The 12,541-nt window shown below is 70.5% G+C and carries 11 protein-coding genes; 3 read left to right on the forward strand and 8 right to left on the reverse strand.

Annotated elements, in window-relative coordinates; genetic code table 11:
• Positions 1–117 precede the first annotated feature (117 nt).
• Positions 118–549 carry an alternative ribosome rescue aminoacyl-tRNA hydrolase ArfB gene (arfB, locus tag WMF22_RS12885; RefSeq protein ID WP_012234976.1) on the forward strand — a complete coding sequence of 144 codons (432 nt, stop codon included), beginning with the start codon at positions 118–120 and terminating at the stop codon, positions 547–549.
• A gap of 68 nt (positions 550–617) precedes the next feature.
• Here arfB and WMF22_RS12890 read toward each other — a convergent pair whose 3' ends face one another.
• From WMF22_RS12890 to WMF22_RS12900, 3 genes are all read right to left on the reverse strand, one after another.
• Positions 618–1,550 (reverse strand): Uma2 family endonuclease, encoded by a 933-nt coding sequence (locus WMF22_RS12890; RefSeq protein ID WP_437299378.1) that lies wholly within the window; start codon positions 1,548–1,550, stop codon positions 618–620.
• Positions 1,551–1,635: 85 nt separating this feature from the next.
• Positions 1,636–2,181, reverse strand: coding sequence for an NUDIX hydrolase (locus tag WMF22_RS12895; RefSeq protein WP_437299379.1), 546 nt, complete (start codon positions 2,179–2,181; stop codon positions 1,636–1,638).
• A 169-nt stretch (positions 2,182–2,350) separates the two neighbouring features.
• On the reverse strand, positions 2,351–3,838 hold the full coding sequence (locus tag WMF22_RS12900; RefSeq protein WP_438035949.1) for a D-arabinono-1,4-lactone oxidase: 1,488 nt from the start codon (positions 3,836–3,838) through the stop codon (positions 2,351–2,353).
• Between the two features lie 267 nt (positions 3,839–4,105).
• Between WMF22_RS12900 and WMF22_RS12905 the strand changes: the two genes are divergently transcribed.
• Positions 4,106–5,074 carry a hypothetical protein gene (locus tag WMF22_RS12905; protein WP_437299381.1) on the forward strand — a complete coding sequence of 323 codons (969 nt, stop codon included), beginning with the start codon at positions 4,106–4,108 and terminating at the stop codon, positions 5,072–5,074.
• An 85-nt stretch (positions 5,075–5,159) separates the two neighbouring features.
• Here WMF22_RS12905 and WMF22_RS12910 read toward each other — a convergent pair whose 3' ends face one another.
• The 4 genes from WMF22_RS12910 to WMF22_RS12925 form a co-directional block, all read right to left on the reverse strand.
• Entirely contained in the window at positions 5,160–5,984 is an 825-nt protein-coding gene (locus WMF22_RS12910) for a hypothetical protein (protein WP_044968329.1), read from the reverse strand.
• Between the two features lie 14 nt (positions 5,985–5,998).
• Positions 5,999–7,045: a nicotinamidase gene (locus tag WMF22_RS12915; RefSeq protein ID WP_438035950.1), complete on the reverse strand. Its 1,047-nt coding sequence runs from the start codon at positions 7,043–7,045 to the stop codon at positions 5,999–6,001.
• 56 nt (positions 7,046–7,101) lie between these two features.
• Positions 7,102–9,063 carry a hypothetical protein gene (locus tag WMF22_RS12920; RefSeq protein WP_438035951.1) on the reverse strand — a complete coding sequence of 654 codons (1,962 nt, stop codon included), beginning with the start codon at positions 9,061–9,063 and terminating at the stop codon, positions 7,102–7,104.
• Between the two features lie 133 nt (positions 9,064–9,196).
• Complete coding sequence (locus WMF22_RS12925; RefSeq protein ID WP_438035952.1) at positions 9,197–10,057, reverse strand: protein phosphatase 2C domain-containing protein; 861 nt, start codon at positions 10,055–10,057, stop codon at positions 9,197–9,199.
• Positions 10,058–10,483: 426 nt separating this feature from the next.
• On the opposite strand from WMF22_RS12925, the gene WMF22_RS12930 reads away from it, so the two are divergent.
• Positions 10,484–11,182, forward strand: a complete 699-nt coding sequence (locus tag WMF22_RS12930; protein WP_438035953.1) for a DUF2238 domain-containing protein — start codon at positions 10,484–10,486, stop codon at positions 11,180–11,182.
• A gap of 328 nt (positions 11,183–11,510) precedes the next feature.
• Here WMF22_RS12930 and WMF22_RS12935 read toward each other — a convergent pair whose 3' ends face one another.
• Positions 11,511–11,918, reverse strand: coding sequence for a hypothetical protein (locus WMF22_RS12935; protein ID WP_438035954.1), 408 nt, complete (start codon positions 11,916–11,918; stop codon positions 11,511–11,513).
• Between the last annotated feature and the right edge of the window lie 623 nt (positions 11,919–12,541).

Genomic DNA, 12,541 nt, shown 5'->3' on the forward strand with positions numbered 1-12,541 from the left:
GCGCCTCCTCGCCGGCAGGCCGCGCCCTGCGCGCAGCGCGGCGGGCGCGGCGCGCGCGTGCTAGGCGTCAGCCGCTCCGCACGGCGCTCGCGCCGCCCGCAGGGCAGGAGAGCCGCCGTGTCCGATCCCCTCGTCGTCAACGATGCGCTGACCGCCCCGGCCGCGCTCCTCAGCTGGAGCGCCGTTCGCGCGTCGGGGCCCGGCGGTCAGAACGTCAACAAGGTCGCCTCCAAGGTGGAGCTGCGCTTCGACTTCGGCGCGTGGCCGGAGCTCGCCGACGACGCCAAGGCGAGGCTGCGCGTGCTGGCGCGCGGCCGGCTCGACGCCGAGGGGCGGCTGTTCATCGTGAGCCAGCTTACGCGCGACCAGCTGCGCAACCTGGACGACGCGCGCGAGAAGCTGCGCGCGCTGATCCTGCGCGCGCTCGAGGTGCCGGTGCAGCGAAGGCCGACGCGGCCGACGCGCGCGTCGAAGGCGCGGCGGCTCGACGAGAAGCGGCGCACGGGCGAGAAGAAGCACGTGCGCCGCGGCGGGGGCGATCACGAGTGACGGGCGCGGGGGCGCGGGGGCGCCGGGGCCGCGCGTCCAGCGCGCGCCCGCGCCGCGGCGGCCCTCGCTCAGCGCTTGCGCCGGGAGCCGGCGACGACCTCGGCGGCGGTCGTCGCGGTCGCCGCGCGCTTGATCCATCGCCGCAGCTTGCCCAGATCCTCGCAGCCGGCGATCGCGCGGGCCACCTCGGCCGGCGTGGCGACCCCGCGCGACTCCAGCACCGTGAGGATGGCCTCCTGCGCCATCCTGATCTCGCCGCGCGCCTCGCCGCGCGCCTCACCAAGCGCCTCGCCTCGCGCTTCACCGCGCGCCTCGCCGCGCGCTTCACCGCGCGCCTCGCCGCGCGCCTCGCCCTCCGCGAGCGCCGCCTCGAGCGCGGGCACGCGCTTGTCGAGCAGCGCGCGCGCCACGGCGTCGTCCGAGGACGCGGCGTCGAGGAGCGCCTGGATCGGCAGCGGGCGCACGAGGCAGGGATCCTCGATGACCGCATCCTTGGGCAGCGGGCGCCAGCCGTCCGTCTCGCGCGACCACTCCATCACCCGGCGCTGCTTCACCAGGATGCAGAACACCCGCCGCACGCCGCGGGCGATCAGCAGGCGCGCCTTGGTGGTCGGAACGGCGAGGGCCTGCTTGTCGCTGACCTCGAACGCCAGCTCCTCCAGCCGCCGCCGGCCCGCGCGGTCGGGCTTCTGCGCGAAGACGCTGGCGTCGGCGGCATAGTCGCTGCCGAGGTCGGTCCGAGTCAGCATGTCCACCGCGCCCCGGTAGCCCTCGGCGACATGGGCGCCGAGGACGTAGGTCAGATCGAAATGCTGCGTCGCGTGCGGCGGATCGGCCGGGGCGGCGTAGACCTCGGCGCCGTGGAGGTACTCCACCCGCGTCTCGGGCGGCGCCAGCCGGTCGTCCACGTGCGGGCGCGCCCTGCCGGCCGAAGGCGCGTGGAGCGTGCGACCGGAGCCGCCGGCGCCGGGGGCGAGGAGGACGTGATCGTGCCTGCGCATGAGCTCCACCATAGCGCAGTCAGCGACCGGCGGGGGGCGCGGCGCCGGCGTGCGCGCTTCCCGCCGCGCGGCCGCGCGGCGAGGTTCAGGCGCTCGCTCTCAGACAGCCCAGCTCGTAAAGCCCCATCCACCCGACCTCCGGGTCGGTGCAGGCGCCCTCCCTGAGCTGCTCCACGAAGTCCTCGATCGGCTTCTCTACCACGTCGATGAACTCCGTCTCATCCAGCGCTTGCGCCCTGTCGCGCGCGCAGTCCACGGCCAGGAACGCGTGTCGCTCGATGGTCGAGTAAGCGCACTCCAGCGGGCGGCCGAGCGGCACGAGCCGCCCGGCGACATACCCTGTCTCCTCGAGGAGCTCGCGCGCCGCTGCCTCCTCCGGGGCCTCGCCAGGCTCGACGCCGCCGCCTGGGAGCTCGTCGAGGATCCGATCGGGCCCCGGCCTGTACTGGCGCGCCAGGATCACCCTCTTCTCGCGGGAGATGGCGAGGACGCAGACGGCTCGCCCCTCTTTCTTGAGCGAGAACGTGCGGACCTGCCCGTCCGGGAGCTCGAAGGTGACGTCCTCGATCCTCCGCCACGGCGAGTGCTGGACCACGCGCCGCTCCAATGCCTTCCATCGCACGACCGTCATGACCAACCCACCTCGGAGCCGCGACCGCTCCGGCGCCGCCGCCCGGGAGGGGCGAGGAGCACGGACGGCCGCGCGGCGAGCACGGCTACCAGGCGCGACAGCCGGGTTCAAGAGAGCACATCCGAGGGCGCTCATCGCGCGAGCCCGTCCGGGCCTCCGGCGCCCTCGCTCAGGCGGGGGCCGGCCGGGCGCTCATGGGAACGGCCTCCCTCGCGACGGCGAAGTGCCGCCGGATGAAGTCGTTCGCGAACATGCCGATCGGGTCGAGCTCCCTCCGGACATCGGCGAAGTCGACATACCGAGGATATGCCCTCTCCGCGTACTCGCGATTCGTGAAATTGATCTTCCCCCAGTGCGGCCGGCCTTGATGGCGCTCGATCATGAAGGCCTCGATCTCGGCGAAGATGGCCTTCCAATCTTCCGCCTCGGAAGGGAAGTGCGCGAAGGTCAGGAACACCGAGTCGCGACCATGGGCGGGGCTCATCCACGCCGTCTCCTTGGTGACCGTCCGCGCCAGGATATAGCCGTTGATCTTGAACGTCCTCCGCTCCATGAGCTCGAACAGCGAGGTGACCGCCGGTCCCAGGCCCTCGAGCGGGATCGCGATCTCGGACTCGATGTGGCCAGCGACGACCTTGAAGCGAGGATCGTGAGCGAAGAGCAGGAGGTCGTACGACTTTCCGACCTGGTAGGAGCTCGTGCTCACCGCGGCCAGCGCCGCCGTCAAGAAGCGCGGCTTCAGGTCGATCGGGACCTGCCGCGCGGCGTTCATCAAGACGCTCAACGTGAGCCTGTCGCCCACGGCGAGGAGCGGGTTGCGCAGCCTGTCCCAGAGGGACGGCTCCGACAGATCCTCCCTCTTCGCGGCGTAGATGTGCTGCCTGCCGTACGGAAAGAAGAACACCTTGTTCATCGCGTACGGATCGGAGAGCGAGAGAAAGCGGGCGGCGTTCGCGATCGCCGCCTCGGTCCCGAAGATCTTCTGGTGCTTCAGCACGTTGAACGACTCGCGGACCGCGAGCGTCGCCTCGACGACGATCCCCAGGCAGCCAAGGTTGGTCCTGACCGCATCGAGGTACTGTGCGTTGTGCGCGCTGGATATCTCGATGACCTTGCCAGACGACAGCAAGAGCTTCGCGGAGAGCACGGCGCTGGAGAACGAGCCGGTGCTTCCGGAGCCGTGCGTCGCGGTCGCGATGACACCTCCGACGTGCTGCGCGTCGACCTCTCCCAGGTTGACGAGCGCGAGGCCGGCGGCGTCGAGGTGATCGATGAGGTCCGCGACGCGCATCCCTGCCTGGACGGTGACGGTCTTGTTCTTCCGATCGAGCTCGATCAGCTCGTTGATGCGCGCGAGGCTGACCATCCATTCGTCCGTGCACACGATGTCGGACCAGGAATGTCCCGCGCCGACGATCCGGATCTTCTTGGACCTGGCCCTCGCGCTGTCGACGATCGCCACGAGCTCGTCGATCGACCCGGGCTCATGGAAGCTCTCGGGTCTGCACTGATGGTTGGCTCCCCAGTTCCGCCAGGTCCCATCCGGACGAAGCGCATTGGACGTGGCGAAGAACCTCCTGATGCCCTGTGTGATCGCGCTCGGAAGCTTGATATTTCCGAGACGTTTCTGGTTTCCTTCCACGAATCTCAGCTGCATGAGGCCTCCACGAGATGCCCTCGGGCACACACCCGCAGATAGTTGAGCGGCGAGTGGTCGGCCAGCGAGAACCCTGGGCGCAGCGGGCGATCGAGATGAGCTATGTCCCGGACGCTGTTCGCGCAGCGCATGGCCGAGGGATCGGAGCCCGGCGCCCGAGGCGTCGAGCCGCCACAGCCTCCGCCGCCCGGCCAGGCGGCGCGCTCGGTCAAGACATTGGCGCCGCCGGTCAAGGACGGGCCGCGCGCTCGGCATCATTCTCTCTGCATGACCTACCTCATCCCGAGCCAAGAACAGGCGCACGCGGGCCTGCGTGCCATCAAGGTCGTCCTTACCTCGGCCGGCCCCCTCGACGGGTCGCGGCGCGACGCGATCGCCGCGGTGCAACGGCACCTCCTTCACACCGACCTCGACATCGACGCGCTCGCCCCGATAGCGCCCGAGGAGCTCGCGCGCGCCGTCGAGGACCCCGCGCTGCGCGAGCAGCTCATCAACGGTCTCTGCGCGATGACCCTGTGCGGCGAGCGCGTCGACGAGCGCGAGCTGATCGAGGTCGAGCGCTTCGCCGCGGCGCTCGGGGCGCGGCCGCACGCGGTCCGCCAGCTCCACCACCTCCACGAGCAGCGGCTGCTCCTCCTGCGCATCGACATCAGCCGGAGCTCGCTGCTCGGAAAGAACGTGCGGCGCATGCTCGATGAGGGCGGCCTTTATGGGCTCGCCAGGAACGTCGCGAGCTTCGCGGGCATCCTGGAGAACGAGCCGGTCGCCGCGCGCTACCGCTCGCTCGAGGCGTACAGAGAGGGCACCCTCGGCAAGGCGCTCTTCACCTTCTATCGAGAGAACGGCTTCTCGTTCCCCGGCGAGAAGCGCGGCGTGCCCGAGGGCGTGCTCACGCACGACCTGAGCCACATCCTCGCTGGTTACGGCACGGACCTGCGCGGAGAGGCGATGACGATCGCCTTTCAGGCGGGGTATCGCCGCGAGAACCCGTTCGGCATCCTCGTGTTCCTGCTGGTGCAGCTCCAGCAGGGCGTCCAGCTCACCGTGCTGGCGCCGTCGCAGCAGGGGATGCTCGCGACGCCCGGGCTCGCCGACGAGCTCGTGCGATCGTTCGTTCGCGGAACGAAGATGAGCATCGACCTGATGGACGACTGGGACTTCTGGTCCGACATGGCGGTGGATCTCGACGAGCTGCGCCGCCGCTACGGCGTCGTCCCCTGGGAGGCCGCGGCCTGATCCGGGTCCTCCGCCGAAGCAGCCGAGAGGCGAAGAGGGCTCGCCGCCGCGCCGGGGAGCGGGCGGCGAGCCGGGGGCGCGCGCTTCACCCGCCGAAGCCGCCCGCGACCGTCTTCGAGAACGACGCGCCGCCCTGGCTGGCGCGCACCGCCGACTGGGAGAACAGCGCGAACGCCTTGCGGATCTCCGCCGCGTCGCTCTTCGGCGTCAGGATCCAGCGGTCCTCGATCCCCATGTCGCGGAAGACGGCGCGGAAATCGGTGTTCCCGTCGTCGATGCCGATCGCCGCCACGATGTGGGCCTCGGCCCGCCGCATGTCACGGACGAGGGCGCACACGTCCCTGGCCTTGGCCCACGTCGAGCCCGCGTCGGCGCCGTCCGAGATGATCAGCGTGACGGTGCGCGCCGGGACGCCGCTCAGCGCGAACTCCTGCGCCTTCGCGATCACCGTTCCGAGCAAGACCACCGTCTGATCGTAGAGGGGCGTGCCGAGCATGGGATCGTAGTTCTTCGTGTCCATCTTCACGGCCTGGGCGATCGGGCAGTACGGATACAGCACCGCCCCGTTCAGGTAACGGTTGTGCGCCAGGATCGAGTCGCGCTGCCTGGAGTCGGAGAGGGCGCCCACCACGAGGTTGTGCCCGTCCCTCACCGACGGGGCGTTGCCCGCGAACTTGATGGATCCCGAGTCGTCGGGCATCACCGTGACCAGCACGACCTCCGACGACGCGACGTCGTCCACCTGCACGCCGAAGCCGGCCTGGATCTGCGCGCCCAGGTCGGTGATGTGCAGCGCCTGCATCGCCTCGGGCGAGAGCGCGCCGTCGTCCCGCGCCGCCTCGAAGAGCTGCTCGATGTCGAGCGAGCCACCGCGGCTCGCTCCGCTGTCGTTCTCCTTGTTCTTGCTCATCGGATCCTCCACGGTCATGCGCCCAGGCACGGAATCGGGTCGGTGCTCTTCACGAGGTTCATGCCGGCGGCGGCGAAGCGGGCGAGCGCCTTGTCCGCCTCGGCGGTGAAATCGACGGCGAATCCCCCCTTGCCGTCGGGCACGGTGACCGGCGACATGCAGTCGGTCATCACGTAGATCTTCTTGGCGAGCGCGCGGTCGGTGAGCGCGATCTCCGTCAAGATGTCCTCGATCGAGCTGCGGACGCAGTGGCTCGCGGCCTGGCCGGCGATGATCACCGCGTCGGCGTGGAGCAGCGTCCTCAGGAAGCCCGTGCTCCGCTGCGCGAGCGGCTGGCCGTCGTGGCGCGTCAGCACCTCGGGCTGCATCACCGAGTAGTTCTCGGTGAGCGGGTTGCCGCCCTTGACCTCGACCCACGACTGCACCCCGCGCGCGAACGCGTGGAACATCCGCGCCTCGTGCACGACGCCCGCGAGCGCGTGGCCGTCGCTCCCGAGGATGCAGTGCGGCGGCCACAGGTAGAGCTTGTATTTCCCGGCCTTCTCGAGCTCCTCGCAGTAATACCGGACCTGCTTCATGAGCCACGGGTAGCTCCCGCCGCAGAGCCACTTCGCCACCGCGGGGTTCGGCCGCACCTCCCCCGCGTCGATCTGCGCCGTCGTGATCTCGCGGTGCGCGCTCAGCGGGCGGTCCTCGCGATCCACCCAGAAGGCCGGGAAGAAGATCTGGTAAGCGAAGTGGGTGTCCATCGTGACCGTGATGTTCGTGATCGACGCGAGGTTTTTGTAGATGAACTCGGCGATGCGGCGGCTGTCGTCGACCGCGCCCGTGCCGCTCCTGCCGGCGACGTAGAGCGAGCCCTGCGGGAAGCAGAAATCCTTCTGCACGTCGATGAGCAGGAGGTGGACGTTCTGCGCGTCCGCGGCCGACGGCTTCACGCCATGCGCCTTCCGCCACGCGGCGGCGGCGCCGTGCAGCGCCTCTTCATTGGGGTGATAGCCCCACCGCTCGGCGTTCTTGGCGTCATAGAAGGCGGGCAGGGGGAGCTCTGTCGATTTCATTGTCTCTCTCTCCTCTCGATCGGCCCGCGAGCGCGGGCCGTCAGCTCAGCGTGGATTCACGAGATGCGAAGCAATGTGATCGCCTGTGCGTCGACGACGAACAGGCCCTCTGGGCCGACGAGCAGCCGGGAAGCCTGGGTGACGAACGGCTCGGTGCCGGGGAACTGCCGCGTCTCGACGAGCGCGCCCCCGCGGACCTCGACGCGGACGACGCCGCTGTCGGTCGCCGAGAGCAGGAACCCGGAAGCCGCGCACTTGCCGGTCAGCGCGCCGAGCCACGAGCCGCCTTCCCCGTCGCCGTCGGCGACCGCCTCGACCGCGCCGTCCTCGCGCACGACGACGCACCGGTGCACGGTCCGGCCGGCTTGCTCGGCGGCGAGGAACAGCCATGCGCGCCCGGCCCGGGGGCGCCCGCGGCCTTCGTCGGGGCGCCTGCGGCCGTCGTTCGACGGCGAGCTCGGGCCGGCGTCGAAGACGCAGGTCGCCGCGGTGAGCTTGCCGCCCGGGAAAGGCAGCTTGACCGTGTCCTTGAGGCCGGGTCGATCGGCGTCGAACACGAACGCTATCGAGACGTTCCCGGCGCGGTAGAAGCCGAGCCCGAAGCAGGGGCCCACCCAGAACAGCGTTTGCCCGGCGAGCACCTCGCCCATCGGCACGGCGTCCGCCTCGCCCGAGAGCGCGGCGGCGCCTGGCCTCCCGCTGCGCAGGAGCTGCCCGCCGCGCGTCCAGTAGCGGGCGCGCGCGTTGACGTCGAAGATGGGCCTCGTCCCGACGCAGTCCACCTGGATCCGCTCGGGCGCGGCCCCCGGCGAGAGCACCACGAGATCGCCGCCCCGGCCGATCAACGTGGCGCTCCCGTGCACCGCGAAGCGCATCGCGGGGTGCGGCGCGCCGGACATCACGACGGACCGGTCCTCTCGCAGGAAGCGGCCTCCCTCGTTCACGAGATACGAGAGCCCGCCCGGGCCGAGGGCCGCGGCCAGGATCACCCCGCGCGTGCTCAGGATCCGCGTCGCCAGCACCTCGCCGTGCACGACCGTCGACTCCTTCACGACGGCCGGCGCGGCGCCCGCGCAGGCCGGGCAGGCAGGGCGGGCGTGCTCGACGCCGCACGAAGGGCACCTCGTCCACGCGAGCGCGTCGAGCAGCCGGCGCGGGAACACGCCGCGCCGGTCCTCGACGAAGACGCGGTAGAGCGCGTCCAGGAGGTCGTCCGGCAGGACGCGGTACGGGATCGCCGGCTTCGGATACCGCACCTCGCGGTCGAACACGGTGATGCGGCGGAGCGGCCTCGCGCTCTCGGGCACCCGCGCCGACGCGGACCGCGGTCGGAAGACGCCGCCATAAGGCCCCACGCAGAGCAGGCTCTGCATGACCATCACGGCGAACGCGTACCAGTCGGAGTCCTGCGAGTACGGCCTCGACAGGAGCGGCCGGGGGAGCGAAGGGTCGCAGAGCAGCGGATCCACGAAGCGCTCGGTGAACACCTGGCAGAGGTACGGGCCGAACTGGAAGCTGTCGGCGTCGATGACGAACACCTCGCCGCCGGCGACGAGCACGTTGAGATCGTTGAAGTCGCCGATCACGACGCCCCGGTCGTGGATCGCCGTGACCGCCCGGTGGAGCCGCGCGAGCACCTCGGAGACCGCGGCCGACGAGAGCCCGCCGTGGCGCATCGACGGCTCGCCGTAGCGCAGGAGCGGCTCCGCGCCGCGCACGAGGCGCATGGCGTAGCCCACGACGCGCTTCCTGGTCCTGTCGGTCGCGAGCTCGAGGGGCGCGATCACCTGGTCGGGCAGCGCCGGCGGGAACGCGCGCAGCTTGTCCTGGTGGCGCTCGATGCGCGTCTCGGCGGCGCGCTGCTCGGCGTCCTGCCCGGCGTAATCCGGGTGATCGGGCGTCTTCCAGACCTTGAGCGCGCGGCCGTCTCCGAGGTCGAACACGTCCGCCTCCCCGCCTTTGCCGATCGAGGCCCGAGGGTCGAGTCGAACCCGCTTTGAACCAAGAACAACGTCCACTGTCGCCTCCTCCGGACGCAATCGAACCGAATCACGCGCAATCACGCGCAATCACGCGCAATCACGCTCAATCACGCGCAGACGCCTTGTCGTTTCCCTCCGCGACGCCTGCGCCTCCGCGCAGGGCCGCGCCTCAATCGCGGGCGCCCTGCGCCCTCCGCACGACGACCACCGTCGTGTCGTCGCGGAGCAGCCCGCCTTCGCGCTCCATCCGCTCTTCCTTCCACACGGGCCGCGCCACCGATCGGTTGATGAGCGCGAGCCGCCGCCTCACCGCGTCGGGGTTCCGGAAATACCGGTCGTCTTCCCAGAACCTCGACAGCGGGCCGACCTCGCCGCCCCCCGGGATCTGCCGTGACGACGACTCCAGCAGATCGATCGCGCCGTCGGTCCCGAGCAGGGCAGTCCGGAGCGCGCTCGACGGGAAGGCGCGGTGCACGGTGAAGCGCGGCGCCTCGCCGCCGGGCGGCCGATCGAGCAGGCCATACGCGAGGTACGGGGGCTCGTCCCTCGGGAAGGGGCCGAGCCGCAGGAGCTCGTCGTCGAGCGCGATGAGGCCGTCGCCGAGGGAGAACGCGCACGCCCTGTCGCCGGAGATCGCGAGTCCGACCACGGTGAACAGGAAGAAGGTCGACACGACCTCGGTGAAGCTGCCGCCCATGCCGGCGGCCACGTCGCGGAGCGGCGCGAGCGCCCCGCGCCGCACGTCTTCCCACGTCGCGGGCGAATCGAGGTCTCCGCCGCGCCGGAGCGCGCCGAGCACCTGCTCGGCCACGATCCGCGCCCCGAGCGCCGCGCCCACCTCGCTGCGCGCGCCGCTGCCGCAGCCGTCGCAGACCACCGCGACGAGAGAGCCGCCCTCGGCCCGGAAGGCATAGGCGTCCTGGTTGGGCCGCCCCGCGACGACGTGATCGGTCCCGGTCACGGTGCCGCCGGCGAGCTCGAACGGCGAACCTCCTACCACGTCCGTCAAGAAAGCGACCTCGCGAGACATGGACATCCCTTCTGCGCCCGGCGAGGGGGCGCTGCGGCCGGACATCGGCGCGTCAGAGCGCCACACGCGCGGCGCTCCCGGCGTCAGAGCTCCGCCATCGACGCCGGCCGTGGAGGCCTGAGCGCGGCGAGCATCCGACTGTTCGTGTTCTATATACACTAATCTTAGTGTTCGATGTACACCTTGTCAACCCTGGGGAGCGGGATGCGTGAGGCGCAGCGCCTGGGCGCCGCGCGCGGGCACGCATCGAAGTGGCTGCCTGCACCGAAGTGGCTGCCTTCACCCACCGCCAGCCTGCGGGGCTCCTCCTCGTCGGCGTCACGGCGCTGGTCACGATCGCCGCGGGGACGGTACGGTGGGCGCGTCGCGGTGCCGCGAGGCTGACCGAGCGACGGGAGGGGTAATGATCCGCAACCAGGAGAGCGCATGACCACCACGACCGATCTCTCGAAGCCCGAGCCGAGCTCCGACGCGCCCCTTACGACGGCGGAGCACGCGAAGCTCCCGCTCATCCTGCTCGCCGTCCTCACGATCCTCAGTATCGCCACCGTGTGGAGCCCCGCGGCCGGACGCACGAGCTGGATGCTCGAGGTGGGCCCCGGCCTCGCCGGCGTCGCCGTCCTGATCGGCGTCTACCGGCGCTTCCCGATGTCCCACATCGTCTACTGGGGTGTCTTCCTCCACATGCTGATCCTGATCTACGGCGGCTATTACACCTACGCGCTCACCCCGCTCGGCAGCTGGGCGAAAGAGGCCTTTCATCTGAGTCGCAACCATTACGATCGCGTCGGCCATATCGCGCTCGGCTTCTTCCCCGCGCTGACGATCCGCGAGGTGCTCCTTCGGCGGACGCCGCTCCGCCGCGGCGGCTGGCTGACCTTCCTCATCCTCTCGGTGGTCCTCGCGATCGCCGCTTTCTGGGAGCTCCTCGAGTGGTGGGTCACGCTGCTCGTCGCGTCCGACGTGGGGCAGGCCTTCCTCGGCTCGCAAGGCGATATCTGGGACGCGCAGTGGGACATGGTCCTCGCGCTGATCGGCGCGATGGTCGCGCTGCCGCTGCTCGGCGGGCTCCACGATCGCTCGATGGCGCGTGTCCCTGGGCTGATCGAAGGGGCGCCGCGCTGACCGCGGTCGAAGCTCCGCGATGAGCTCCCCCGTGCCCGCCGACGCCGCGTGGAGATCCCTTCCATGAGCGCCGCACGCCCTCAGATCTCGAAGCTGAACCGAGGCGCGCCGCGACCGCGCTGCTCGGGAGCGGCCCGTCGACGAGGACGTCCGCGACGCCGAGCTCCGCGGCCGCGTGGACGACCTGCGGCACCCAGAGGCTCATGATCCTCTGATTGAGGCCGAACGCCGGGGGCAGATTCGTGGGAGACCCGCTCGACATGGTGTTCGCTCCTTCGGGGCCTACCTTGGGGAGCGCGACGCCGGGGGCGCCGGCGGTGAGGGAGGCTCAGGGCGCCTTCGGCTTTTGATACGAGGTGTGTTGGACCTCGAGCTCCGTGCATTCGTTGTTCACGAAAGTGAACCTCACGTAGCCATCCGTGCCGAGCGACGAGGCCACTTGGATCATCCTCTCGTCGTCAGAGAAGCAGGTCCCCACATCTCCAAAGGCGTCCCTCGCCTGACAGTGCATGTCCCAGCCGCTCGGAAGCACACGAACTCCGCAGCCGATGTACTCATTGGCGTCCGCGCTGTTCCTCGTGCTGCCGAGGTCGCCGGTCGCAGTCCCACTCGCGCCGTCCAGGGTCACGACGACGCTCGCCGTCTGGGTGTACTTGAACCCGGCCCACGCGAAGGAGCTAGCTCCGAGCGCACCGACCACCAGCATACCGACGATTACCTTCTTCTTGTGGGTCATGAAAACTCCAATTTGGCCAGAATTGTCCCTGAGCCGCGAATCGCGGACGAGGCCGAGCTGCACGTCGCGGCTCGCAGACGATGAACCGTGCATGGCCGCGACCGGCGCTCACGCTCGCCAACGTTCGTTCACGTGCATTGGCAAATCTCGATCCAAGACCCCTGCCGGCATGGCTCAGGCCCTCGCGCGGCGATGTCGCGCCGTTTGCGCGCGCCCGCACGGGGATGCCGGGCATGCGACGGGCGTGACCGCCGCGCAGCGAGGGGCACCGCGCAGCGTGACATGTCACGGAGCCAGCGTGACATGTCACGGAGCCAGCGTGACATGTCACGGAGCCAGCGTGACATGTCACGGCGCGAGCGCGCCGTACATCGCGGCTCGATGACGCCGGCCGGCGCACGGGATCGTGGTGGACGTGGCCGGCGGTGAGGGACGCTGTACGAGGGACGAGCTGAGGCGACGAGGTGTTCGGGTCGATCGGATCCGCACCGCGGTGCGCCGGCGCGGCCGCGCCGGGGGCGTGCCCGGAACGAAGGACGATCTGACGATCGAGCTTCGCCGATGCCGAGCGAGGGAAGGAACGCCGGGTGGCACGTGGGTTGCTTGGTCGCGCGCGCTGGATG

The sequence above is a fragment of the Sorangium sp. So ce204 genome (assembly GCF_051526795.1).
Lineage (GTDB): Bacteria > Myxococcota_A > Polyangia > Polyangiales > Polyangiaceae > Sorangium > Sorangium cellulosum_B.